The following is a 24,361-nucleotide window of genomic DNA, read 5'->3' on the forward strand; positions in this document are numbered from 1 at the left end:
AAAATGCTCTGCTGACGCGAAAGCGGCAGCCGCCGCAACGCGGCGTACATTCAGGCGAAAACCGCGTTTTTCGCCTGAATGCCACCTTTGACTTTCATAAAAAGTCAAAGGTAATCTGCTCTAGAACATTTTGCTTTTGAAATTATCCAATTTCAAAAGCGGCGCTGCCATCATTTCGCGTCCAGGCTTCAGCCGTTGCGACGAAGGAAGCTACGGATGAAGACAGCAACTGGTTACTGCGGCAGCCAGCCAACGCAACCGCTGTCGCTATCCGTACGCAAGCAAAGCTTGCTAACGGCTACCGCAACGCGGTCTGGACGCTCATTCGGCGCGGGCGTCCGCTCCCGCGGCCGCCAGAGCAATTTCAAAGTGAAATTGCTCTATAACAGTTTTTGCAGTGCCCAGCCGTGCTCTTGCGCGGCTGCCTCGGTTTTTGGGCCGCCCAGCACGCAGACGGCGCCCTGGCGCAAGCTTGCCAGCACATCCGCGAACTGGCGGAAGTGTTTTTCGGTGGTGCCCAGGATTTCCTCCCGCATTTGCGCGCGGGCCTCGTCCGTGTCGTTGGTCAGCCAGCGCGCCAGGGACTGGGCGCCCTTGGCGTCGGGCAAAAGATAACTGTCCAGATCCCCGATGGCCCCCACAATGGCACGGGTCAGTTGCTCCCTGTCCGGCGTGAAGCCGCGCAGAAAGTCGGCCATGCCGTCAAACGCGGCCAGGGTTTCGTCCACGTTGGGATCGCGGTAGGAGGCGCAGACCAGGGTGCCGCCCAGGCGATCCAGATTGCAGAAGGCCCCGTAAGCGCCGCCGCGCACGCGCACCTGTTCCCACAGGTGGCCCATGCGCAGATAACGCAGAATCACGCTGGCCGAGCCGTGGTAGACATAGCCGTGATTGTAGAGATTGGCGGCCTTGCCCACATAGTTGATGCGGGCCGGCGCCAGAAATGCCTCGCCCGCGGGCAGATGCAGGGGCGCCGTAAGGCGCGCGTCGGGCGTGGCCGTGGCCGCCCGCTCGGGCAGGGAGGCCAGCAGGGCCCGGGCTTTGTCCCGGGCCGCCGCAAGCCCGGGGGCTTCGGCCGTGCAGTCGAAGATCGCGCCGCTGCGGGCAATGATCAGGCCGCGTAACTCCTCCAGATCGGCCAGCAGCGCGTCGGGCTCCTTTTCCAATTGTTCCAGCAGGCCGCGCACCGAAGCCAGGTAGCTCAGGCCCGAAGTGCGTTCCGCCAGGGCGCCGGCACCGGTGAAATGCGCGCGCAGCCTGGTGCTCACGGCGGCATGCCCGGCGGCCTGCAAGCCGTGCTCCAGGCGGGCCTTGCCTTCCAGAAGCATCTGTTTGAGACGTTCGCGCGCCACCTCCGCATCGCGCAGCGGCTCCAGAAGAATTTCATGGAAGATGTCGAAAAGATCCGGGATCTTGTCGTAAACCGCCTTGCCCGCCAGGATCAGGTAGCTGAGGGTTTTGCGCTCGCCCCTGGTGGTGCCCAGCAGCGGCTCGGCGCCCACGCCGCCGGTCTTGGCCGCCATGTATGCGCCCAGTTGCGTGAAGTCACGCCGGGCCGTGCCCAGTTCCGTAAGAGAACGCGCAAAAAGCGGCAGCAGGGCGATCAGGCGTTCGGGCACCTGCTCCAGCGGCAGGAGCAGACTGGCGTAGGCAATGCCCCGCGTGGGCAGCTCATGGCTCAGTGCGGCTTCCGGGATCTGATCGAGCCGGCGGGGAATGGACGCGTTCTCCCGTGGCAGATCGCCGAGGCCCAATCCGGGTATGGAAGCCAGGGCTTCGGCACTGTCCGGCGTGGTCTGGGCCTCTTGCAGGCGGCGGGTTTCCTCGCTCAGTTCCCGGCGCTGCTCCGGCCCGGCCGCAGCCTGCACGGCGGCCAGGCGGGCGGCCTCGGCCTCTTCCCGGGCCCGGCCCAGGCTGGCGTCCGGCAGCAGAACCACCGTGGCCCTGTGCGCATTGTTCAGAAACCAGTCCCTGATGGCCTGCTCAAAGACTTTCTCGCCCCTGGCCAGACGTTCCTTAAGGGCCGTGAGCGGCGCTTCCCAGGCCAGGGGGGCCAGCGGGTCGCCGCCGTACAGCCAGGTGGAGAGCGACTGGATCATGGCCGCCAGCCCGCGCGGAAAGCGCCCGGAATTGTTTTCGCGGTAAGCAAATTCCACGCTGTTCACCGCCGCTTCCACGGCTTCGGGGTCTATGCCCTGCTCCGCCAGTTCCGCCAGAACCTCGAAAATCAAAAGCTCGGCCTTTTGCACGTCATCCGGGGCCACGCCTTTAAGACCAGTGGAATAGTACATCTGGCGCAGATCTGTTTCCAGGCCGCAGCCCGTGGTGTCCTCGCCCAGGCCGGAGCTGATCAGGGCCTTGCGCAGGGGCGAGCCGGGCAGACCTTCCAGAATATGCTCCAGCATTTCCATGAGCAGGGCCTGGCTCACGTCGCCCCGTTCGCCCAGCAGCCAGTTGATGGTGAACAGGGCGCGTGTTTCGCCTTCTGCCGCGGCATAGGGCACTTCCAGCAGGCGCGGCGTGTCCAGCCGCGGTTGCAGGGGCACGGCAGCATTGGCGGGCCGGGCCGCATAGCCGCGCAGGGCAGCGTCAAGCAGGCGCAGGCGTTGCTCTTCCGGGTCGTCGCCCCAGAAGAAAAAACGGGCGTTGCTCGGATGATAATAGCGGCTGTGGAAATCGCAAAAGGCCGCATAGGTCAGATCCGGGATATGCTCCGGGTTGCCGCCGGAATCCAGGCTGTAGAGCGTGTCCGGGAACAGGGCCTGCTGACTCTGCTCCGCCAGCACTGAATCCGGCGAGGAATACACGCCCTTCATCTCATTATAGACCACGCCCTTGTAGCTCCAGGGCCCGTCGGGCGTTTCGGCTTCCACATGCCAGCCTTCCTGGCGGAAGATGTCCTCGCTGATCCGGGGGTGGAAGACCGCGTCGATGTAGACGTCGATCAGGTTGTAAAAATCCTGCAGATTGGCGCTGGCCACAGGGTAGCAGGTCTTGTCCGGAAAGGTGAAGGCGTTCAGAAAGGTTTGCAGCGAGCCCTTGAGCAGCTCCACAAAGGGCTCCCTGACCGGATACCTGTCGGAGCCGCAGAGCACGGAATGCTCCAGAATGTGCGCCACGCCCGTGGAATCCGTGGGCGGCGTGCAAAAGCTCACGCCGAAACATTTGTTTTCGTCCGCAGTACTCACGGAGAGCAGTTGCGCGCCTGTTGCATCATGTTGCCAGAGGCGGGCCGTGCCGCCCACTTCCGCCATGTCCCGCTCCGTGAGCAGGGTAAAGCCGTGTTTATTCATAAAATTCATATCCTTGTGTCGTCGCTGCCGCTTGTCGGCCGCATGTCTTGTCAGGTGCTTGCGGCATAACTATATGTAGTGCGCGCTTTTTTGAAAAGAGCCCCCGGCCTCGCCCGGCCCGGCGCAAAAGCAGGAGAATCCCGCATGGCGCATCTGGTGCGTTTTTTGATTGTCTTTTTTCTGGTGGATGTTTTGTCCCGCAATCCCGTGGCGGCCCGCTGGCTGGGCAAATTGCGCGACCTGGAAGCCGCGGCCGGACGCTATGCCTGGCTTGCGCCTCTGGCGCGCCTGATCTGGCGGCTGGGGCGGCGCGCGCTCAGGCGTCGTTTTGCCGCGGGCGTGTAAACCGCAGGCTCGCATAGCGTCCGGGCTCCCCAGAGAGAAGATCCTCTCACAAGCCGCAGCGGCAAAACCGATGACGCTCGCGGGCGGGCAGGTGCAAAGCAGGGCGGCGGCTCCACCGCCTTGAACACTGTAAAACGGTTGGGACGCCAAAAGCCGCAACGTCGCGAAACGACGTTGCGGCCGAAAAAGCCTGGACAAGAAAAAGGGATGCTACCCTTCGCTCTTGACCTTGGACTTGGTCATGGCAAGGCCGACGCCTTCAAAGAGTTCAAAAATGGCAAAGCCGTACCAGAGCGTGTACAGCACATAAAAGATCAGCATGCCGCTCATCAGCCAGATATGTTCGGATACTTTGGCCGGGAGCACGCTGTAGAAGTTGTTGCCCGGCTCAATGGCCCGGCGCACAACCTGATCCACCACCTGCGCCTCGCTGATCCGGCGCTCTTTCTGCAATTCCTTGATGGAGGGAGAAAGCAGATACCACCAGGCAGCCGCGACTTTCAGCGCGGGCGCGCCCTCGTATTTTTGCGCAACCGCGGCGGCATTGTTGTGATAAAGAGCGTTCGCGTCGTCTGTGGCCGAGGCCAGAAGCGTGCCCAGATCGCCTCTGAAGCTGACCTTTCCGTCAGCGGCCGTTGCGTCGGCGGCTCCGGATTTTTGCAGCACCATAACGGCCAGGGGAGCCAGATCGGCCTTTTTCAGCTTCACGGTGAGCTGCACTTCCTTGCCTTCCACGCTTTTCAGGCTTTCGCGCACTCCGGGAATGAAGTAGGAAGAGCCTTTGGACAACTCATTGAAAACATTGTCCGCGTATTGCAGGCCGGTCAGGTGATTGCCGCTTTCGTCGCGCATGACAGGCATGAGCAGGACGGCAAAAAGCGCCAGAAAAGAAAGCAGCAGCAGGCTTCCCCGCGCAAAGGGGGCTTTTTCATGAATAAGCATAATCAGGCCTCCCCTCTGAGTTTGCCCAGGTTGGTAAAGAATTTGCCGAACACCCAGATGCCGAAAAAGGCCACCACCACCCAGAAGACCACATTGCCCACTTCTTCAATGGCGCTCACAAGTCCCGGCGACCAGTTGAGCACCTCCATTTCCACCAGCTTCTTGGGCAGCGTGGCGGCGCGGTTGATGAAACCGGCAATGATCGAGATGGCGTAGAAGCCACGGATATGCACGCCCTTGACCACTTTGGTGGTCAGCGCGCCGATCTGGATGCCCAGCAGGGAACCCAGCAGCATGCCCACGGCCAGGGTATAGAAGACGTAGCCGTAAATGGCGTATTGACCGATGGCCGCGAAACCGGCGGTAAAGATGATCTGCAGGATGTCCGTGCCCACGGTGGTCATGGAGGACACGCCGAAGATGTAGACAAACATGGGGAAGGTCACAAAGCCGCCGCCCACGCCCATGATGGCCGCCAGCAGGCCCACAACCACGCCGCCCGCAGCCACGATCCAGCCGGAAATGCGGCGGCCGCCGGGTACGAGATCCTCATCAAAGGTGATCATGGGAGGCACACGCATGCTTTGCAGCCTGATGGAGAGCCCGGTCATGCCCGCGCTGCCGCCGTGCGCGTCCTGGCTGGCGGCATTGGAGCCGCGCGTGGCCTTCAAAAAGTCAAACAGGGCGTAAAAACCCAAAAAGCCCAGCAGCACGGCGTAAATGGTGCTGATGAAAAGCTCGGAGAGCAGGGGATCGAAATTATAGAGGCCTTTGTTGATCGCGCCTCCGATGAAGGTGCCGAGAATGGAGCCCGTCAGAAAAGCGATGGCCAGTTTGGCCGAAACATTGCCCAGTTTCTTGTGCACGGTGGTGCCCATGATCGCCTTGGCGAAAATGTGAAACAGATCCGTGCCTACGGCCAGAATGCCCTTGACGCCCACGGCCATCAGGGCCGGAGTGATGATGAAGCCGCCGCCCGCGCCGATACAGCCGGTAATCAGACCGGCGGCCAGGCCCACGGCAATGGAAGCCAGAAAAATGGTGGTGGTGTAGAAAGCCGGAGCATAGGCGCTTTTGCCCCCCAGCATCTCGTGGTATTCATAAGCTTCGGCCAGACAGCCCGCCAGGATGGGCACGGCCAGGGCCAGCAGTATGAGCAGTTTTTTGCGGTTTTTGAGGATCGAGGTGGAAACCTCAAGATCCCATTTGGCATACGCCATGGAACCGCTCAGAAGAAATTCATACACTTGCCTGCCAAAACGCATACGCTCCTCCCGTGTGATTGTGACCGGCCGCAGCCGTGGGATATGGGTACCGAGAAACGATGGGCGGGACCGTTGCGCCGATTTTGCGGAAACGCATTTTTATGTCTGTAACCATTTGTATTTATTAAAATAAATAATAAGTATCCCGCTACACGTCAGCCCCCAAGGCCCAGATTGGCATATTTTGAGATTTTTGTAAAAGAAATTTATCACGAGCAAGGGAACCCAGAGAGCCGAAAAAAACTGCCATGCCCGCCGCGCGCGTCAGCCGTTGGCGGCTGTGCCGCCTTACGGATGACGACAGCAGAGAGAGGCGCAGGCGAAATGTACTTGCGCCGTGAAGCGCCGGAGCGAGAATTTTTTGCCGGCCGCGTCACTTTCGGGCGAGCCCCGGGCACTGGCCGAAAATCACCAGTTCCAGCCAGTCCAGACCGAAGTCCAGGGCCGCAATGTCGCCCGCGAGGCTGTCTTCCATGACGGCGGCCTGGCGCGCGGCGTCCACGCTCACATGTTCAAAAATGCGCATGTTGGCGATCAGCTCGCGGAATTTGTCGGGCTGGTACAGGCAGAGCACGCTCATGGTCGCCAGGCGCGCCTCCAGGGGTTTGCCCGTGCCCCGAACCAGGGCCATGAGCCGCATGTAGCGATCATTGGCCGCGTTATAGGCCGCAAGCTCCTGGTTTTCAAACCAGGCCGCGGGCGTGCGCTCCGTGCCCTGATCAAAGCCGTGGCAGTGCGGCTCGCGCACCACAAAGAAGCGTTCGGCCACGCCGTCCTTCGCCATTTTCGTGCCGCGCCCCAAGGGGTAGCAGCGGCATGCGCCGGGACGATCCTCATAGATCGAGCAGCCCGCCGGGGTCACAAAGGGGCAGGGTTCGCCCGGCCCCTCCAGCATGCGCAGCAGCGGCAGCGGAAAGCCGGTGTCCGGGAAGGATCGCATTGTGGCGAAGCTCCCCAGAAATTCCTCGCTGCCGAGGCCCAGATGGCGGCGCAGGCGCACCACGTCATAGGGCGTGAGCGGCAGGGTCAGCTCGGCACAGCAGTGATTGAAGCAGGGCACTCCAGGGTGACAGTCAAAACAGAACGTCTCGCCCGGTTTGAGCTCGGGAAGCGTATCCAGAAATTCGCGGCTGGCGTCGTCGTGCACGGGGGCTCCTTTGTTGTGCGCCCTGCGGGCGCGGATGGGCGCCCGTCAGGCGCCGGATATGCGGCGAGCAGCCGCGCGTGCCGCTGCCTGCCGCCATGAAAAGCGGTCTTTCGGGCAACGCGCAGGCAGTGGACGGCCTTGCGCGGCGCAAAGGCAAATGCGCGGGCAAGGCGAACCAGGCCTCCGCGGCAGAAGCCATGCAGGCTGCCCGGGGCGCGGAGCGGGAAAAGCCTGACAGGGCTGCGGGGGAGCGCGGTCAAAAGCGCGGGAAGGCTGTGACATCCCCCGCCGCATACGGCGGGGCGTCAGAGCATTTTCAAGGGAAAAATGATCTAAATCACCTTGTTCAGCGCGTATTCGATGATGCCTTCGGCCCCGGCCTTGCGCAGCCGCGGGATCAGATCGCGCACAATGTCGATCTGGACCACGGTTTCCACGGAAAGCCAGCGCTCGTCGCGCAGGGGGGAAACCGTGGGCGAATTGAGCGAAGGCAGCATTTCCAGGATAACGCTCAGATTGGCGGCCGGGGCGTTCATTTTGATGGCCACAAGATTTTCCGCGCGCAACGCGCCTTGCAAAAGCAGGTTCAGTTGCTCGATCTTGGCCCGTTTGCGCGGATCTTTCCAGGCTTCCTTGTTGGCGATCAGCACGGGATAGGAAAGCATGACCTCATCAATGATTCTGAGGCCGTGCGCCCGGATGGTGGTGCCGGTTTCGGTCACTTCCACAATGCCGTCGGCCAGGCCTTCGACCACCTTGGCCTCGGTGGCGCCCCAGGAATAGAAGACATCCACGTCCACGCCCTTTTGGGCGAAGTAACGCCGGGTCAGGCCTTCCAGCTCCGTGGCGATGCGCTTGCCCGCCAGATCCTCGGCGCTCGTGTACGGCGCATCCCCGGCCACGGCCAGAACCCAGCGGCAGGGCCGGTTGGAGGTTTTTGAATAGACCAGATCCGCGATGCGTTCCACCCGGGCCTCGTGCCCCCGCTCAAAAAGCCAGTCCAGGCCGGTGATGCCCACGTCCAGGACTCCGGCCTCAATGTAGCCGCCTATTTCCTGCACGCGGCAGAGGGAGGCTGTGATTTCGGGATCATTGATGTCCGGAAAATAATTGCGGGCATGCTTGCGGATTTTCCAGCCCGCGCGCTCAAAAAGATTGATAGTGGCTTCTTCCAGCGAACCTTTGGGCACGCCCAGCTTGATGATCGATGCAGTTTCCGCGCTCATGTGGCCTCCCTTAGAGCAGATTACCTTTGACTTTTTATGAAAGTCAAAGGTGGCATTCAGGCGAAAACCGCGGTTTTCGCCTGAATGCACGCCGCGTTGCGGCGGCTGCCGCTTTCGCGTCAGCAGAGCATTTTCAAAAGGAAAATGCTCTAGCCGCCGTAAACTTTTTGGGGATCAAAGATCTGTGGCGAGCACAGGTTCACGCGCCCGTCCCGCCATTCCCGGTAAAAGCAGGAGCGCCGCCCGCTGTGGCAGGCCGCGCCGCCGATCTGTTCAATGAGCAGAAGCAGGGCGTCGCTGTCGCAATCCAGGCGCAGAGCGCGCACTTTCTGCACATGGCCGGAGGTCGCGCCCTTGTGCCAGAGCTCCTGGCGGCTGCGGCTCCAGTAGTGGGCTTCGCCGGTTTCAAGCGTTTTGCGCCAGGCCGCCTCATTCATGTAGGCCAGCATGAGCACCTCGCCGGTCGTCCAGTCCTGGGCCACGGCCGGGATCAGCCCTTTGCCGAAGTCGGGCGCAAAGTCGGGCGGGGGCAGACAGGGCATGCGCAGATTCTCCTTGCGATCGTGTTTGCACGGGCGCGACGCGTGCGGGGTGTTCCGTTGCCCGCGTCGCGCAACGGGCCTGAATCTATCCGCAATCGTGTGCGGACGCAAGCCGGCGGCAGCGCGGCAGGGCAATGCTTTCGCAGCGTCGCAGGGCGCAGGGCACAGCGATCCTTGCGAAAAAATATCGATTATGGCATCCTGCTCCATTAGCGGCAGAGCTGTTTCGCGGATGCGCGAGCGCTGCCGCCGTCGAACGGGCTGTCGCTTTGCCGCAAGGGCGGAAGCCGGCTCAGCCCCAGCCGGGCTTCGGATTCCGGCTCACGGCGCGGTCCGCGCCCGGGCCGCCCATTGCGCAGTGCCGGGAACAAGCCGTATGCCGCTGACACTGCCGCGCAAAAATGTCTGTTTTTGCGCGGGATATATATTTATTCTAGATTCTAGTAAGGCATTCTGCCGCCGGGACGCTTCATGTCTGAAAAAAATTCCGATTCCCCTGTTGATGCGCACGTTGCGGCCGCTGCCGCGCCCGGACACGTTCCCGGGGCCGGAGCGGACGAGCAGCCCCTGGCCGGGATTGCCGTCAGAGAGCCCGAAGACGCCCTGCCGCGGGTGAGCCTGGCCGATCTTCCCAAATCCATGCAGGAGGCCTGCGCGCGTTCGGGCTGGCAAAGCCTGATGCCTGTGCAGTCCCTGGCATTGCCCTACCTGCTGGCAGGGCGCGACATCATGGTTCAGTCCCGCACGGGCAGCGGCAAGACCGGCTGTTATCTGCTGCCCATGCTGCCGCGCCTGGACCCCGGCCTCAAAGCGCCGCAGGCCCTGGTGCTCACGCCCACGCGCGAGCTGGCCGTGCAGGTGGAGCGCGAGGCCGCCGTGATTTTCGAGGGCACGGGCATCCGCACCGTGGCCGTCTACGGCGGCGTGGGCTATAAAAAACAGATGGACGCCCTGCGCGACGGGGCCCAGCTCATTGTCGGCACGCCGGGCCGCGTGCTGGATCATCTGCTGCGCCGCACGCTGGAGCTCAAGGATTTGCGGGAGCTGGTCTTTGACGAGGCCGATCGCATGCTTTCCATCGGTTTTTACCCGGATATGAAGGAAGTGCAGCGCCACCTGCCCAAACGGCGCATCCATACCTGTCTTTTTTCGGCCACCTATCCGCCGCATGTGCTCAAGCTGGCTGCGGAATTCATGAGCGATCCCGCCCTGCTTTCCCTGTCGCAAAAAGAAGTGCATGTGGCCGAAGTGCAGCACCTTTTCTGCCAGGTCAAGCCTATGGACAAGGATCGCGCGCTGGTCCGCCTGCTGGAAACCGAAAACCCGGCCTCGGCGATCATTTTCTGCAACACCAGGGCCAATGTGCATTATGTGACCGGCGTGCTGCAGGGCTTCGGCTACAGCGCCGACGAGCTTTCCGCGGATCTTTCGCAGGTCCGGCGCGAGGCCGTGCTGGACAAGATCCGCAAGGGCCGCCTGCAATATCTGGTCGCCACGGACGTGGCCGCGCGCGGCATCGACATCCCCGCGCTCTCGCATGTTTTTCTGTATGAGCCGCCGGAAGATCATGAAAGCTACATCCACCGCGCCGGGCGCACGGGCCGGGCCGGAGCCGCGGGCACCGTCATCTCCCTGGTGGACGTCATGCAGCGCATGGAGCTGGAGCGCATTGCCAGGCACTATAAAATCGGACTCATGGAGCTGCCGCTGCCCACTGACGACGATGTGGCCACGGTGGCCGGCACGCGCCTGACCGCCATCCTGGAGGCGCGCTACCGCGCGCTGACGGGTCTGGAACGTATGCGCGTGGCCCGCTATGCGGGCCTGGCGCGCGAACTGGCCCGGCAGAGCGAGGAAGAGGATGACGGCCTTTTGCTGGCCATGCTGCTGGATGCCGCGCATCAGCAAAGCCTTCAGGAAAACCGCTTCCCTGACAACAGCCCTGTTGCCGCGGGCCGCAAGCAGGCGGAACGTGCCGACAGCCGCCGCGCCGCCGTGGCGGGCCGGAAGCGTCAGGCAGAGGACGATCCTTCGCCGCGTCCGGGCAAACGCCGCCGCCGTTCCCCGCGGCGGCGCGAAAGCGCCGAGGGCCAGGAAGCGGCGGCCAGAGACAAGGATTGAGCGAAAAGCGTATGCAAAATACAGCGGAAGCCTTTGACGCCGAAAGCGCCGCGCAGGAAGCCCTGGAGAATTTCGCGGCTCTGCTGGAGGACGCGGATTTCACTTCCGAACTGGAGCTCATGGGCATCGGCCGTATGCAGTTTCTGCGCCGTCGCCAGATGCTGGTGGAATGGCGGGGGCTGTACATGGCTCTCTGGCGTCTGGCCCTGGCCAGCTCCTTTCCGCAGGATGCGGAGGACATATTCGAGACCTTTCTGCGCAGCTACCAGGCCACGCACCCCGACAAGGTCAGCGCGCGGATTATGGAGCGCGCCAGGGAATACTGGGGCATGCTCCAGCCCAAGGGCAACAGCGACTTCAGCGATCTGGCCCGGCATCTCGGTTCCTTTTCCAGCCAGGACGAAAAGCAGGCCCGCAGCCTGACGCTCAGGCTTGTGCTGCATATCCGCAAGGCGTACAGGATCATTTTCGACAGGCTTATTTAGAGCGTTTTGCTGATGAAATTAGCTAAACGCCCTGTCAGGGCGAAGCCATGCCCGCCGCATACGATGTGTCAGCCCTGGGTTGAGACAGCGCCGCTCTCGACAGCGGAACCGGCGCAGGGTATGCTGCGGCCCGCAGAGCGGGCATTTCCAGAATGCGCCTGCGGGCCGGGCGGCATGTGAAAAGGCAGAGCCCCGGGCAGCCCCTGCTCCAGGCTTGTTTCAGCGTACTTCCCTATTTTTCGGAATCAACACATACATGCAAATTGTAACTTCCGTGGACGCCCTTTCGTCTCTTGCAGGCGCGGGCGTGACTATCGGCAACTTCGACGGCGTGCACAAAGGGCATCAGGCCCTGATTCTCCGTACCCTGGAAGTCTGCCGGGAGCAGGCCCTGGACTGCGTTGTGCTGACCTTCTGGCCGCATCCGCGCCTGGTGCTTTCGCCGGAGCGGGGCCATCTGCCGCTCACAAGCCGGGAGGATCGCCTGGAGCTTCTGGCCGGGATCGGGGTGCGGCATGTGCTGGAACTTCCCTTTACCCGCGAACTGGCGGCGCTCACGCCCGGGGACTTTGTGCGCCGCTTTCTCCTGCCCCTGAAATTGCGGGAGCTGGTAGTGGGCTATGATTTTTCCCTGGGGCGGGATCGCAGCGGGCACGCGGAGGTGCTGCGCGCCCTGGGCGCACGCTGGGGTTTCGGCGTGGAACAGTTGCCGCCGGTCATTGTGGACGATGCGGTGGTCAGCTCCACGCGCCTGCGGGATCTGATCCGCCGGGGCGACGTGTGGCAGGCCGCGCGGCTTCTGGGCCGTTTTTACGGTTTTTCGGGCCCGGTAGTGCATGGCGAGGGACGCGGCAGCGGTTTGGGCTTTCCCACGGCCAATCTCCTGCCGCCGCCGGCACTGCTGCCCGCCGAGGGCGTCTATGCCGCGCGCGTGCGCGTGGGCCGCTGCGACTATCAGGCCGTGATCAATGTGGGCCGCAAGCCCACCTTCGGCGGGCGCGAGCTGTGCATTGAAAGTTTTTTGCTGGACGCCTCGGAAAATCTCTACGGCCAAAATGTGCGCCTTGAATTTGTGGCCCGGCTGCGCGACGAGCAACGCTTTGCATCCGCGCAGGATCTCAGCCGACAGATCGCGCGCGACGTGGAGGAAACCCGCAGGGTTTTAGCCCAGGCCAAACCGTAATGCCGTGTAACGCTTAGAGCATCGACAGCAAGGATGCAACGGCTGCCGCTTTCGCCGCAGCAGATCGTTTTCACAGTGAAATTGCGCCAAACCGCCGTGCCGCGACCGCGCCCCCGACGCTACGCCCCCACATCTTGAGAGAATCAGGCAATAATCAGGCAGAATTGTATCTACTCCCGGGCCTTGTATCTGTATAGAGTTCGTTACAAAAGAACTTTCAGATAAGGAGAGCCGGATATGCCTCGTTTTGTCCTGTTCTTGTCGTGTTTTTTCCTGCTGTTTGCCGCGGGCAGCGGACAGGCTGCCGCCACCGGGCAGACCGTGACCCGCGCGGGCGCGCAGGCCGCCCTTCAGGGTCCGGAGAGCTTCTTCACCGGCGCTGTGCGGGTTCAGCCGCTGTTTCCGGCCAATGACGCGGTGCATTTTTCCGGGGCGTATGTCACATTTGAACCCGGGGCCCGCACCGCGTGGCATACGCACCCTGCGGGGCAACATCTGGTGGTCGTCTCCGGGGTCGGCCTGACCCAGGCAGAAGGCGGCCCGATCACTGAGATCCGCGCGGGCGACGTGATCTGGTGCCCGCCGCAGGTCAGGCACTGGCACGGGGCCTCGCCGCACGCGGCCATGACCCATATAGCCCTGACCGGAACGCGTGACGGGAAAAATGTGGTCTGGATGGAAAAAGTGACGGATCAGGAGTATAACGGTCGCTGAACGCGCAGCCGGAGGCCCGGGCGCTGTTTCGCCATGCTCTTTTCCCTTGTCTTAGAGCATTTTCACTTTGAAAATGCTCTGCTGACGCGAAAGCGGCAGCCGCCGCAACGCGGCGTGCATTCAGGCGAAAACCGCGTTTTTCGCCTGAATGCCACCTTTGACTTTCATAAAAAGTCAAAGGTAATCTGCCTAGAGCATTTTTTGATTGAACATATTCATTTTCAATCAAAAACCGCTCTCATAGCGCCATTGCCGCCAGCCGGCCGGTGGACAAGGGGACATTGTCTGCGGCGGCTGTTGTTGTGCCAGGCAAAGGGAGCTCCCTGCCGGGCTGCCCCCTGCAATCACCCATGAACGGTTCCCAACTGCGGGGAGGACACGATGAACGGATTTTCACGACGCGGTTTTCTGAAAAGCGGCGCCCTGGCCGCCGGGGCTCTGGCGACAGGCGTGTTTTGGCAGCACGGCCCGGCGTTGGCCGCGCCGCAGGAAAAAGCGCGGGTCTTTTTCAGCAGGGAAATCAGCGCGCAAGCGCTGCAAAAGCTCTATGCGCAGGTCAATCAGGGCATGGGCGGCAAGATCGCCGTCAAATTGCACACCGGCGAGCCGCACGGGCCCAATATCCTGCCGCGCGAGATGGTCAGGGCTTTTCAGGCCACCCTGCCCGAGAGCACCATTGTGGAGTGCAATGTCTTGTATCCCAGCCCGAGACAGAGCACACAAGGTCATCTGGAGACGCTGCGGACCAACGGCTGGACCTTCTGCCCGGTGGACATCATGGATGCGGACGGCGACGTCGATCTGCCGGTGCCCGGCGGCAAATGGCTCAAAAAATTGGCCGTGGGCAAGCATCTGCTGGAATATGACTCCCTGCTGGTGCTCACCCATTTCAAGGGGCACACTATGGGCGGCTTTGGCGGCTCACTGAAAAATATCGCCATTGGCTGCGCTTCGGGCAAGGTCGGCAAAGCCCAGATCCACAGGGAGGGCGACGAGCTCTGGTCCGGCGGCCCGCGCTTCATGGAGCGCATGGTGGAGGGCGGCAAGGCCATAACCACCCACTTCGGGCCGCGCATCACCTATATCAATGTGCTCAGAAACATGTCCGTGGATTGCGATTGCGCCGGAACCAGCGCGGCAAAACCAAGCGCCCCGGATCTGGGCATCCTGGCCTCCACGGACATTCTCGCCGTGGACAAGGCCTCGGTGGACATGATCTACGCCCTGCCCGAAGCGCAGCGGCGAGACCTTGTGGAACGCATTGAAAGCCGCAGCGGCCTGCGCCAGCTTTCTTACATGAAGGAGCAGGGCATGGGCAACGATGCCTATGAGCTGATCACGCTCTGATCCGCCCGGAATCGCAGACGCCCGGCCTTGCGCGGCCTGAATGTGAACCGCGCCTGCGCGCAGATATGGAATATCAGCAAGCGAGGAAAGATATGCGCACCAGAAGCGCGAAGGACACGGGGCTGAACCGGCCCCGCAGAAATCTGCTTAAAGCCGCGGCTGCCGGAATGTTCGCCGGCATGGCGGCCCCGCTGTTGCAGCCCCTGCATCTGGCCCATGCGGCGGAGGGGTCGCTCCACGGCAAAAAAGCCCTGATTGTTTTTTACTCCCGTTCCGGCAACACCCGCGCCCTTGCCCGGCAGCTTCAGACCCTGACCAGGGGCGAGCTTGTGGAACTGGAAACAGTGCAGCCCTATCCCGAAGAATACCGGGCTCTCACGGAACAGGCCAGGCGGGAGCTTGCGTCGGGCTTCAAACCGCCGCTGAAAACAAAGATCAACAATATTCAGGCCTATGATGTGATTTTCGTGGGTTCGCCCAACTGGTGGGGCACTGTGGCCGCGCCGGTCAGGGCGTTTTTATCGGAGTACGACCTCTCGGGCAAAACCGTTGCGCCGTTTATCACCCATGAAGGAAGCGCCCTGGGCAGAAGCATGGCGGACATCAGAACACTTTGCCCCCAGTCCACGGTAGTGGAGGGGCTGGCGGTCAGAGGCAGCCGGGCCGCTTCAGCCCGGGCAGAAACGGTCGCCTGGCTGCGCAAAATCGGCATGAAAGAATAAGAGCCGCAGGGGCGTCGCGCGTTCCGGATGCGTTTTTTTGCCGTTTCTGCCTTGACATACGCCAAAATTTCAAAAAAGCTGTGCCCTGCGCCGGACGCGGCCAGTGCAGACGCACAAGCCGGAGCGCAAAAAGAGAAGGCATGCTGCAAGAAGAGGCTCTTTTCCGCGCAGGCATATACCGCGCCAAAGAAAGGGCTTTGCGGCGGCAAGCTGAAAACGCCCGGGCCTGCTATGATACTGGCGGATTTGCACAATCACACGCGTATTTCCCACGGGGAGGCCTCGGCGGCGCAAATGTACGCGGCCGCCTGCCGCACTCCCCTTGAATATTATGGCTTTTCCGAGCATTCGCCCCTGCCGCCGGGTTTCGCCTGCCCGCTCTACCGCGGGGATCTGGCGGCGGATTTTCCGGACTATGTGCGGGAGGTGCTGGCGCTCAAAGAGGCGGCTACGGGCCCGAAGGTGCTGCTGGGCGCGGAGCTGGACTGGATACCCTCCAACCCGGGCTGGATGCGGGACTTTGTGGCCGCCTATCCCTTTGATTATCTGATCGGCGGCCTGCATTTTCTGGACAGGCTGGCCGTGGGCTCGCCCAAAAACTGGGATTGCGCCGAGGAAGAGAAGACCCGGCGGTACGCGGCGTATTACAGGGAGATGGCCCGCATGGCCGCCAGCGGCCTGGTGGACGTGGTGGCTCACCCGGACTTCATCAAGGTGCGCTCCTATGAGAGCTTTCAGGCCTGGCTTGACCTGCCGGAAAGCCGGGAGCTGATCCGCAAGACGCTGGCGGTCATGAAAAAGGCGGGCGTGGCCCTGGAAATTTCCTCGGCGGGCTTGCGCAAGGACTTTGAGGAGCCGTATCCGGCGCCGGCGATCATGGCGCTGGCCGCCGATCTGGGCGTGCCCGTGGCCTTTGGCTCGGACGCGCATACCACTGCGGATACGGTTTCGGGATTTGACAGACTGGCCGAGTACGCCCGCTCGTTCGGCTATGCGCAAAGCCTGTTTTTTCTGGCGCGCAAGCCGTATTTTCTGGACTTCTAGAGCAGATTACCTTTGACTTTTATAAAAAGTCAAAGGTAATCTGCTCTAGCTGCTTTCATGAGCTCTAGATTTCGCTCTGCGGGGCGCGCTTGAGCAGATCGTCCAGCGTTGCCGCGGCAGTGTCGCTGTCCAGACCTTGTCGCTCGGCCAAACGAGGCAGGTTTTCCACCGCGTCGCAAGGCCGCACATAGAGCGGCTCCAGATCTTCGGGAAAATAGTCGCCGTGCCGCGCCAGCAGGCAGAGCGCTGCCACGCTCGGGCTGACCAGTCCGGACATGGGGCGGATCGTTTGTGCCGCGTCCGTGCGCCAGTCCGGGCCCCAGTGCGCGAAAACAGCCGCATTGCGCGTCAGGCCGCTGCCGCAGACGTGGACGGGCAGCTCGCCGCATTCCCTGGCCTGGGCCGCGATGCGTTGCAGGGCTGCGGCGGGCGGGCAGAGCTCCACGGCTTGCAGGGGCTGGGCCGGAATCTGCGGCCCATAGGCGACAAAAGGCTGGCAGTGGACCAGATTGCGCCGGGCGTGGGTCAGCACCCAGAGTCGCGCATTGTAGAGCAGTTGCCGCTCCAGCACCGCGCTGGTGGCCAGGGCCTGCATGTAATCCAGGCCGGCCAGCCGGGCGCGGCCTGTGCGGCGCAGGGCCGCGGCCGTGGCCAGCACCAGGCGGATGCCGGTAAAGGAGCCGGGCCCGCGCACGCAGGCAATACGGCGAAAATCCCTGAGGCGCAGATCCAGAGCCGCGCAGATTTCCCGCAAGGCAGGGGCCAGAATCTCCGTGGCCCGCTCGGCCCTGCGCCACTCCTGGGCGCAGAGCACGGCCTCGTCGTCCGTAACCACGATTTGCAGCACGCCCTCGGCGGCATTGAGGATCAGCTCAAGGCCGGTGGACCGGATGCTCATGCTCACGCTCCGAGCCAGCCGGCCTTTTTGATCAGCCGCCAGATGTCGTTATATGTGGCCAGCAGCATGAGGCAGATCAGCAGGGCAAGGCCCACGCGCATGGCGTACTCCTGCACCCTGGCGTTGAGCGGCCGCCGGAAGATGATTTCCCAGAGGCAGAAGACTATTTGCCCGCCGTCCAGAATGGGAATGGGCAGGAGGTTCAGAATGCCGAGGTTGACGCTGATCAGAGCCGTGAGGGCCAGCAGCCCGGCCAGGCCCTTGTGGGCCTGATCGCTGACGAGCTGCACGATCATGATCGGGCCGCCAACCTGATCGATGGGCACGATCCGCTGGGCCAGCTTGACAAAACTCTGCCAGGTCAGGGAGACCATCTCCCAGGTTTGTCTCGCCCCGGCCGAGGCCGAGGCCCAGAAACCGTGGCGCTCGTTGCTGACATGCGCGGCGGCCCGCACGCCCATCAGCCAGGCCGTTTCCTCCTCGCCGAAAATGGTCTTGCGCACCGCGCGCTCCGGCGTCACAGTCAGGGTCAGCCGCTGCGGCTCGGCAGCCCAGCCCTGACCGCGCTCGCCGTTTGCATCAGGCCCGGTCGGCACGGTGGCTCCCCTGCCCGCGCGCTCCACTTCCACCCGCATGGGCTTGCCGCCGTTTCGGGCCACCGCTTCGGACATGGCCTCCCAGCTCGGCACCGGCGTGCCGTTGATGCTCAGGATGCGATCCCCGGCCTGGATGCCCGCCACGGCCGCCGGGCTGTTTTCATTCACCGCGCCCACATCCGGCAGCAGCACGGGCGTGCCCCAGCCGAAGGCCAGAACCCAGCACAGCAGCCAGGCCAGCAGGATATTGGCGGCGGGCCCGGCTGCCACCACCATCAGGCGTTGCCATGCCGGGCGCAGGGCAAAGCTCTCCTCTTTGCTGAAGCCCTCGGGCAAGTCTTCCTGATTGCTTTCGCCCACCAGGGCCACATAGCCGCCCAGGGGGATCAGGGAGAGGGCATATTCGGTCTTGCCCGCCTTGTACTTGAGAAGTTTGGGGCCGAAACCCAGGGAAAAAACGGAAACGCCCATGCCCAGGCTGCGGGCCATGAGAAAGTGGCCCAGCTCATGAAAAAAAATCAGGCCGCCCAGAACAAGGACAACGGCGATACTGGTCGTCAGCAAGCTGTTTCTCCAATGGTTCAGCCAAGCCGCGGACGGCTTTGGCGTGAGTGACGGTAGATCTGCAATCGTGTTGCAAGCGGTCATTCCCGCAGGCAAAACGCGGCTTTGCAGCAGGTGGCTTAATGAGGGCTGACCCTGGCCTCGGCAGCCGCGCCTGCCTGCGCCAGTTCGTGGACCACATGCCGGGTATGGCGATCAAGCGCTTCAATACGCTCCATCAACATACGCACTTCCTGCTCAAGGGCAAGAGAGCCGCAGGCCGGGTCAGGCGGGGCCGCAACGCTGCGCAGGGGCGGGCAGAAAGGCTGGTGCCCGGGCAGAGTCGCGGCGTGCGCGCTCATGGCCGCGTCGATCAGCCGGGGAATGTCCAGAAAACCGCAGCGTCCGGCCAGAAAGAGCTCCACAGCCGCCTCATTGGCCGCATTCAGGACCACGCTGAGCCCCCCGCGTTCGGCCAGAGCGCGGCGCGCCAGGGAAATACAGGGAAAGGATTTCGTATCCGGCTCATAAAAAGAAAGCGGCCCTGCCGTCACCAGATTGAGCGGCGCAACGCCCACGGGCGCGCAGCGTGGCCAGAGCAGGCAATGGGCAATGGCCAGGCGCATGTCCGCCGTGCCCATCTGCGCAAGCTGCGAGCCGTCCGCCAGTTCGACCAGCGAATGAACCAGGGATTGCGGATGCACCAGCACGCGGATGCGCCCGGCCGGGACGCCGTAGAGGTGAAAAGCCTCCAGCACTTCGAGGCCTTTGTTCATCATGCTCGCGGAGTCAATGCTGATTTTCGCGCCCATGCGCCAATTGGGATGCTTCAGGGCCTGCTCGGGGGTGACATGGCGCAGCTCCTCACGGCTTTTGCCGCGAAAAGGACCGCCCGAAGCCGTGAGGATCAGGCTTTTGATTTCCTGGCCGCGCCCGGCCAGGCATTGAAAAAGCGCATTGTGTTCCGAATCCACGGGCAGCACGGTCGCGCCGGTGCGGGCGCAGATCTCGCGCACCAGCCCTCCGGCCAGCACCAGAGACTCCTTGTTGGCCAGACAGATGACCTTGCCCGCCAGAGCCGCGGCCAGCGTGCCCGCCAGCCCGGCCGCGCCCACCTGGGCCGAAAGCACGGTGGCGGCCTGGGGCAGCGCGGCAAGCCGGGCATAGCCCTCGCGTCCGATCAGTATCCGCGGGCTGTAGCCTGCGGGAAGCAGCTCTTTGAGCCGCGCGGCCGCGGCCTCGTCGAGCACGGCCAGAAACGGCGGCTGCCAGCGCACGGCCTGCCGGGCCAGACGCTCCACATTGCGGGCGCAGGAAAGGCCCAGCACGCGGAAGTCCTCCTCCCGGGCTTCCAGCACGGCAAGCGCGTTCTGCCCGATGGAACCCGTGGAACCCAGGATAGCCAGCCCGCGGGGCCATGTTTGCCGCCAGTCTTCGGGCGGAGGCCCGGAGATGTAATCAATCGCCGGACCGCCCTGGCCCGGCCAGAGTTCTGCCATCAGAGTGCCTGCACGCTTTGTTTCCATCGTTGAAATGCGCCCGGGAAGGGCCCTGGCGCCATCAAAAAGCACGTCCGGCGCGGGACGGAAGGAGTATTTTCAGGCCCGGAGCGTCTTGAGCCTGCCACGCGGCCAGAGGGCGCACGGCGCGCTTTCCGGACGCCTGCCTCAGAAAAAAAAGAACCATTGATCCACAACCGCCACCATGGGCATGGCGAATAACAAGCTGTCGGCGCGGTCCAGCATGCCGCCGTGACCCGGCAGGATGGAGCCGGAATCCTTGATCCGCACGGATCGCTTGAGCGCTGACTCGAAAAGATCGCCCAACTGGGCAAAGGCGTTGACCGCCACGCCCAGCAGCGCAAAGGCAAACCAGCCTGCCTTGCCGTACATGCCGCCGTATACGGCGCAGAAAAGCACGCAGGCCACCAGACTGCCCACTGCGCCCTCGGAACTTTTGTTGGGGCTTACGCGCGGCCAGAGCTTATGGTGGCCGAAGCGGGTGCCCACAAAATAGGCGGCCGTGTCGGAGATGGCCACGGCGGCCAGCACGAAGATCAGCTTGAGCGTGGAAAGATAGGTGGCAGGCAACAGCAGCAGCGGCACATACGCCATCCCGGCCATGAAAATGCCGCTGGCGGCAAAGGCGTCTTCTTCCTCAATGACATCCCAGCGGAATAAAAAGCTCATGGCTGCCAGCACAAAAGCCGCGCCCAGACAGACCAGGGCGTCCTGCGGCCGATGCATCCAGGTCAGGCAGAGCATGCCCCAGCCCAGGGCAATGGCGCAGATCCGGCTGGGTATGCGGCCCGTGGGGCCCCAGAACAGGGAATAAAACTCCCAGAGGCCCAGGGCCGCCACCAGCAGAATGACAAAAAGCAGCGGCCAGCCCCGCAGCCAAAGCGCCGCCAGAAGCACGGCGGCCAGTGCCAGACCGGTAATGATGCGGCGGATGTCGATACTGCGCATCTCTGAGTCAAGAGACATGGATTTGCTCCTGTGTTTTGCCGAAACGACGCGAGCGCGCGGCATAGGCTGCCAGGGCCTCGTGCAGTTGCGCGACGCCGAAGTCGGGCCAGAGCGTGGGCGTGAAATAGAGCTCGCTGTACGCGCACTGGTACAGCAGGTAATTGCTGAGGCGCTGCTCGCCGCTGGTGCGGATCAAAAGGTCCGGGTCGGGCTGATCCCGGGTGTAAAGGCGCGCGGCAAGGCTCTCCTCGGTGACCATTTCCGGGCTTGCCCCCTCGCGCAGAAAGCTTTGCACGGCGCGCACAAGCTCGGCCCGTCCGCCGTAATTAAGAGCCAGGTTGAGGATCATCTCCCGGCCGTGGGCCGTGCGGCTCATGGCATGATGCAGGGCCGTGCGCTGGGGCAGAGGCAGGCCGTCCAGGTCGCCCAGGACCTTGAGGGCAATGCCCTTTTCTTCCATGAGCGGGACTTCCCGCCGCAGAAATTCCAGCAAAAGGCTGAACAGCGCGCTGACCTCGGCCTTGGGCCGGTTCCAGTTTTCGCTGGAAAAAGCGTAGAGGGTAAGGTGGCGAATGCCCAGGCTGCGGCATTCGGTGACCACAATACGCACGGCCTCGGCTCCCGCCCGGTGCCCGGCCGAGCGCGGCAGGCCGCGCGCCTGGGCCCAGCGGCCGTTGCCGTCCATGATCACGGCGATGTGCGCGGGCAGATTTTCGGAAAGAGTCTGGTTTTCTTGAATCATGAAAAACGCCTCTACGGGAGCATTTTTTGATTGAAAATATTCATTTTCAATCACTTCGCCGCCATCATTTCGCGTCCAGGCTTCAGCCGTTGCGACGAAGGAAGCTGCGGATGGAGACAGCAACTGGTTACTGCGGCAGCCAGCCAACGCTGTCGCCAGAGCGTTTAGCTCATTTCATGAGCAAAACGCTCGAATGCGAAGAAAGCGAGAAGGCCGGAACAGTCCGGCAACAGGAAACGTTTTTCCGCGGGTTCGATCACAGGCTGTTGCAGGCGCGAGCGCGCACACGCGTCTGACGCCTTGCGGCAACATCAGGCGCTGGCCGGCAAAATCGGGAGTTTCATGCGCCTGGCCGAAGGGCCGCAGCGAGAATGAAGCAACCGGCGGGAAAATCCTTGCGCGCGGGTCTCGCTGCTTCGCTCCCTGCCTGCGCGTGCGGGCAGGCCAGCCCCCCCGTTCGGCCCTTCGTCGTCCATGAGGCAGCCTCTGCATGGGCCCTTCGCTCGTTTGGGCCCGCTCACGGCGGTTCCGCCGCCGCGCGGACTGCCGCGCGGCGGCGAGTGCCGTGAACGTTACATGCTCACGGTACTGGAGCGTTGAGCTGACTTCATTGGCAAAACGCTCTGGAAGTCATGTATGCAATGACTTCTAGATATCCATGATTTCCTTTTCTTTGGCCGCGCATTTTTTGTCCACCTCGGCCACAAACCTGTCGGTAAGCTTCTGGACGTCGTCCACGGCCTTTTTCAGCTCGTCCTCAGTGATTTCCTTGTCCTTTTCCTGTTTTTTCAGGCTGTCGTTGGCGTCCCGGCGCACGTTGCGCACTGCCACCTTGGCCTCTTCGCTGTATTTGCGGGCCACTTTGCCGAGCTCTTTGCGGCGTTCCTCGGTAAGCGGGGGGATCACAATGCGGATGATCCTGCCGTCATTGACCGGGGTGAGCCCCAGATCGGACTTCAGAATGGCCTTTTCCACCACGGCTATGCCCCCTTTGTCCCAGGGCTGGATGGTCAGGGTGCGGCTGTCGGGCACGGCCACCGAGGCCATCTGGCCGATGGGCGTCGGCGTGCCGTAATAGTCGGCCTTGATGCCTTCCACCAGGGCGGTGGAGGCCCGCCCGGTGCGCAGTTTGGCGAAATCGCGGTCCAGGGCTGCCAGGGCCTTTTCCATGCGTTCTTCGGCGTCCAGAAGAATGCTGTCTGTATCCATTCTCTTACTCCTTGGCTGGGGCTGGGGCTTCAGCAGTCGCGCACGATGGTGCCCACGGGTTCCCCTTGCACGGCCCGGCGGATATCCCCGCCGAACATGCGGCAGACGATGATCGGCACCTTATTGTCGCGCACCAGGGCAAAAGCCGTGGCGTCCATGACGCCCAGATGCCGGCTCAGCGTTTCATCGTAGCTGATGCAGTCGAACTTGACGGCGTCGCCGTGTTTGGCGGGATCTTTGTCGTAAATGCCGTCCACCTTGGTGGCCTTGATGATGGCGTCGCACTTCAGCTCCATGCCGCGCAGGGCCGCCGTGGTGTCCGTGGTGAAATAGGGGTTGCCCGTGCCCGCGGCGCAGATCACCACCCGGCCTTTTTCAAGATGGCGCAGGGCGCGGCGGCGCACAAAGGGTTCGCAGACTTCCTGCATGGTGATGGCCGAGAGCACCCGCGTGGGATAGCCCTGTTTTTCCAGCATGTCCTGCACGGCCAGGGCGTTGAGCACCGTGGCCAGCATGCCCATATAGTCGGCCGAGGAACGTTCCATGCCCTTGGCCGAGCCGGAGAGGCCGCGAAAGATGTTGCCTCCGCCGATGACCAGGGCCATTTGCACGCCCATGTCAAGCACCGTGCCGATTTCGTTGCAGATGGCGGCCACGGTTTCGGGGTCAATGCCGTTTTTCTGCTCCCCGGCCAGGGCTTCGCCGCTCAGCTTGAGCAGGATGCGTTTGTATTGGAGTGTGGGCATGGGTTCCGCCTTGGTAAAAACCGCTGATTGAATCCCCTTCGCCGCAGTGGACTGCCTTGCGGGCAAAAAACGGGATGGCGGCCGCCGACCGGCGGCGTGCCCGCTTGGCCGCAACGCCTGAGTCATAGCAGAAAACGCGCCCAGCTCAAAGCTTTTTTGCGAGCCGGAGAGCGGCCCGCAGACGCGGGCGGCTTTTTGTCCCTGAAGCGGGCATGGCAGAGAGCGGCGCGCGGCGTTTCCAGCAACAGGGCCGCGCTTGCGGAAAAGGACGGGCAACGCGGCTGGGGAAAAACGGCCTGCGGCCCTTATTCCACAGTTTAGAGCATTTTCACTTTGAAAATGCTCTGCTGACGCGAAAGCGGCAGCCGCCGCAACGCGGCGTACATTCAGGCGAAAACCGCGTTTTTCGCCTGAATGCCACCTTTGACTTTTATAAAAAGTCAAAGGTAATCTGCTCTAGAGCGTTTTGCTAATGAAATTAGCTAAACGCTCTGGCGACAGCGTTAGAGCAATTTGACTTTTATTTTATTTAAAAATCGTTTAGATTGCAGAGATGAAATTTGCATCTGAAGAAATCCGAACCAAGGCTGTTCATGCGTATCTTGATGGAAAAGCAACAGCCAGGCAATTGGCAGATATTTTAGGTTATACCCCGGCTAGCATCTGCAATTGGGTCAGAGCTTACCGTGAAAACCAACGATTATCAGCCAAACCCAATGGCCATCGCCCAAGTTGTTTCTCATGCGAGGAGATTCGGGAATTGCAAGCCCTTCTTGATAAAAA

25 protein-coding genes are annotated in these 24,361 nt (G+C 62.5%); 12 read left to right on the plus strand and 13 right to left on the minus strand.

What is annotated here, in order from left to right:
* Positions 1 to 380: 380 nt before the first annotated feature.
* Entirely contained in the window at positions 381 to 3,293 is a 2,913-nt protein-coding gene (locus G7Y52_RS11690) for an insulinase family protein (protein WP_165072132.1), read from the minus strand.
* A 144-nt stretch (positions 3,294 to 3,437) separates the two neighbouring features.
* Here G7Y52_RS11690 and G7Y52_RS11695 point away from each other — a divergent pair, with 144 nt between their 5' ends.
* Positions 3,438 to 3,638 carry a hypothetical protein gene (locus tag G7Y52_RS11695; RefSeq protein WP_165072134.1) on the plus strand — a complete coding sequence of 67 codons (201 nt, stop codon included), beginning with the start codon at positions 3,438 to 3,440 and terminating at the stop codon, positions 3,636 to 3,638.
* 210 nt (positions 3,639 to 3,848) lie between these two features.
* Here the strand turns inward: G7Y52_RS11695 and G7Y52_RS11700 are convergent, their stop codons facing one another.
* The 5 genes from G7Y52_RS11700 to hisI form a co-directional block, all read right to left on the minus strand.
* Positions 3,849 to 4,580: a hypothetical protein gene (locus G7Y52_RS11700; RefSeq protein ID WP_165072136.1), complete on the minus strand. Its 732-nt coding sequence runs from the start codon at positions 4,578 to 4,580 to the stop codon at positions 3,849 to 3,851.
* A gap of 2 nt (positions 4,581 to 4,582) precedes the next feature.
* Complete coding sequence (locus G7Y52_RS11705) at positions 4,583 to 5,845, minus strand: sulfite exporter TauE/SafE family protein (RefSeq protein WP_165072138.1); 1,263 nt, start codon at positions 5,843 to 5,845, stop codon at positions 4,583 to 4,585.
* Positions 5,846 to 6,218: 373 nt separating this feature from the next.
* Complete coding sequence (locus G7Y52_RS11710; RefSeq protein ID WP_165072140.1) at positions 6,219 to 6,992, minus strand: YkgJ family cysteine cluster protein; 774 nt, start codon at positions 6,990 to 6,992, stop codon at positions 6,219 to 6,221.
* 332 nt (positions 6,993 to 7,324) lie between these two features.
* Positions 7,325 to 8,218 (minus strand): ATP phosphoribosyltransferase, encoded by an 894-nt coding sequence (gene hisG, locus G7Y52_RS11715; RefSeq protein WP_165072183.1) that lies wholly within the window; start codon positions 8,216 to 8,218, stop codon positions 7,325 to 7,327.
* A 149-nt stretch (positions 8,219 to 8,367) separates the two neighbouring features.
* A complete protein-coding gene (gene hisI, locus G7Y52_RS11720; protein WP_165072143.1) occupies positions 8,368 to 8,760 on the minus strand; it encodes a phosphoribosyl-AMP cyclohydrolase in 393 nt (130 codons plus the stop codon).
* Between the two features lie 471 nt (positions 8,761 to 9,231).
* On the opposite strand from hisI, the gene G7Y52_RS11725 reads away from it, so the two are divergent.
* The 8 genes from G7Y52_RS11725 to G7Y52_RS11760 all read left to right on the plus strand — a co-directional run bounded on the left by G7Y52_RS11725 (position 9,232) and on the right by G7Y52_RS11760 (position 16,376).
* A complete protein-coding gene (locus G7Y52_RS11725) occupies positions 9,232 to 10,881 on the plus strand; it encodes a DEAD/DEAH box helicase (protein ID WP_165072145.1) in 1,650 nt (549 codons plus the stop codon).
* A gap of 11 nt (positions 10,882 to 10,892) precedes the next feature.
* Positions 10,893 to 11,366 (plus strand): hypothetical protein, encoded by a 474-nt coding sequence (locus tag G7Y52_RS11730; RefSeq protein ID WP_165072147.1) that lies wholly within the window; start codon positions 10,893 to 10,895, stop codon positions 11,364 to 11,366.
* A 256-nt stretch (positions 11,367 to 11,622) separates the two neighbouring features.
* A complete protein-coding gene (locus G7Y52_RS11735) occupies positions 11,623 to 12,549 on the plus strand; it encodes a bifunctional riboflavin kinase/FAD synthetase (protein WP_165072150.1) in 927 nt (308 codons plus the stop codon).
* 237 nt (positions 12,550 to 12,786) lie between these two features.
* Positions 12,787 to 13,263, plus strand: a complete 477-nt coding sequence (locus G7Y52_RS11740; RefSeq protein ID WP_165072152.1) for a cupin domain-containing protein — start codon at positions 12,787 to 12,789, stop codon at positions 13,261 to 13,263.
* A gap of 33 nt (positions 13,264 to 13,296) precedes the next feature.
* On the plus strand, positions 13,297 to 13,617 hold the full coding sequence (locus G7Y52_RS11745) for a hypothetical protein (protein ID WP_165072155.1): 321 nt from the start codon (positions 13,297 to 13,299) through the stop codon (positions 13,615 to 13,617).
* Between the two features lie 27 nt (positions 13,618 to 13,644).
* Entirely contained in the window at positions 13,645 to 14,610 is a 966-nt protein-coding gene (locus G7Y52_RS11750; RefSeq protein WP_165072157.1) for a DUF362 domain-containing protein, read from the plus strand.
* 92 nt (positions 14,611 to 14,702) lie between these two features.
* Positions 14,703 to 15,332 carry a flavodoxin gene (locus G7Y52_RS11755; protein ID WP_165072159.1) on the plus strand — a complete coding sequence of 210 codons (630 nt, stop codon included), beginning with the start codon at positions 14,703 to 14,705 and terminating at the stop codon, positions 15,330 to 15,332.
* Positions 15,333 to 15,578: 246 nt separating this feature from the next.
* Positions 15,579 to 16,376, plus strand: a complete 798-nt coding sequence (locus tag G7Y52_RS11760) for a histidinol-phosphatase (protein ID WP_241159722.1) — start codon at positions 15,579 to 15,581, stop codon at positions 16,374 to 16,376.
* 64 nt (positions 16,377 to 16,440) lie between these two features.
* Here the strand turns inward: G7Y52_RS11760 and tsaB are convergent, their stop codons facing one another.
* The 5 genes from tsaB to G7Y52_RS11785 all read right to left on the minus strand — a co-directional run bounded on the left by tsaB (position 16,441) and on the right by G7Y52_RS11785 (position 21,623).
* Positions 16,441 to 17,274, minus strand: a complete 834-nt coding sequence (gene tsaB, locus G7Y52_RS11765; protein ID WP_165072163.1) for a tRNA (adenosine(37)-N6)-threonylcarbamoyltransferase complex dimerization subunit type 1 TsaB — start codon at positions 17,272 to 17,274, stop codon at positions 16,441 to 16,443.
* 2 nt (positions 17,275 to 17,276) lie between these two features.
* Positions 17,277 to 18,434, minus strand: a complete 1,158-nt coding sequence (gene rseP / locus G7Y52_RS11770) for an RIP metalloprotease RseP (protein WP_206215280.1) — start codon at positions 18,432 to 18,434, stop codon at positions 17,277 to 17,279.
* Between the two features lie 119 nt (positions 18,435 to 18,553).
* The gene (gene dxr, locus G7Y52_RS11775; RefSeq protein WP_165072168.1) at positions 18,554 to 19,912 is read right to left on the minus strand and encodes a 1-deoxy-D-xylulose-5-phosphate reductoisomerase; all 1,359 of its coding nucleotides are present in this window, start codon (positions 19,910 to 19,912) and stop codon (positions 18,554 to 18,556) included.
* A 168-nt stretch (positions 19,913 to 20,080) separates the two neighbouring features.
* Positions 20,081 to 20,899, minus strand: a complete 819-nt coding sequence (locus G7Y52_RS11780) for a phosphatidate cytidylyltransferase (RefSeq protein ID WP_165072170.1) — start codon at positions 20,897 to 20,899, stop codon at positions 20,081 to 20,083.
* Positions 20,889 to 21,623, minus strand: a complete 735-nt coding sequence (locus tag G7Y52_RS11785; protein WP_165072173.1) for an isoprenyl transferase — start codon at positions 21,621 to 21,623, stop codon at positions 20,889 to 20,891. Before G7Y52_RS11785 ends, G7Y52_RS11780 begins: the two co-directional genes overlap by 11 nt.
* Positions 21,624 to 21,649: 26 nt before the next feature.
* Here G7Y52_RS11785 and G7Y52_RS11790 point away from each other — a divergent pair, with 26 nt between their 5' ends.
* On the plus strand, positions 21,650 to 21,919 hold the full coding sequence (locus G7Y52_RS11790) for a hypothetical protein (RefSeq protein WP_165072175.1): 270 nt from the start codon (positions 21,650 to 21,652) through the stop codon (positions 21,917 to 21,919).
* A 352-nt stretch (positions 21,920 to 22,271) separates the two neighbouring features.
* On the opposite strand, the gene frr is transcribed toward G7Y52_RS11790, so the two are convergent.
* Together frr and pyrH are read right to left on the minus strand one after the other, a co-directional pair.
* Positions 22,272 to 22,832 (minus strand): ribosome recycling factor, encoded by a 561-nt coding sequence (gene frr, locus G7Y52_RS11795; RefSeq protein WP_165072177.1) that lies wholly within the window; start codon positions 22,830 to 22,832, stop codon positions 22,272 to 22,274.
* A gap of 29 nt (positions 22,833 to 22,861) precedes the next feature.
* Positions 22,862 to 23,578 (minus strand): UMP kinase, encoded by a 717-nt coding sequence (gene pyrH, locus G7Y52_RS11800; protein ID WP_165072179.1) that lies wholly within the window; start codon positions 23,576 to 23,578, stop codon positions 22,862 to 22,864.
* A gap of 212 nt (positions 23,579 to 23,790) precedes the next feature.
* Between pyrH and G7Y52_RS11805 the strand changes: the two genes are divergently transcribed.
* Positions 23,791 to 24,051: a hypothetical protein gene (locus G7Y52_RS11805; RefSeq protein ID WP_165072181.1), complete on the plus strand. Its 261-nt coding sequence runs from the start codon at positions 23,791 to 23,793 to the stop codon at positions 24,049 to 24,051.
* 80 nt (positions 24,052 to 24,131) lie between these two features.
* Positions 24,132 to 24,361: helix-turn-helix domain-containing protein (locus G7Y52_RS11810; RefSeq protein WP_165065509.1), on the plus strand; the 230-nt coding region annotated here is incomplete at its 3' end.

Source organism: Desulfovibrio sp. ZJ200, assembly GCF_011039095.1.
Taxonomy (GTDB): Bacteria; Desulfobacterota; Desulfovibrionia; order Desulfovibrionales; family Desulfovibrionaceae; genus Desulfovibrio.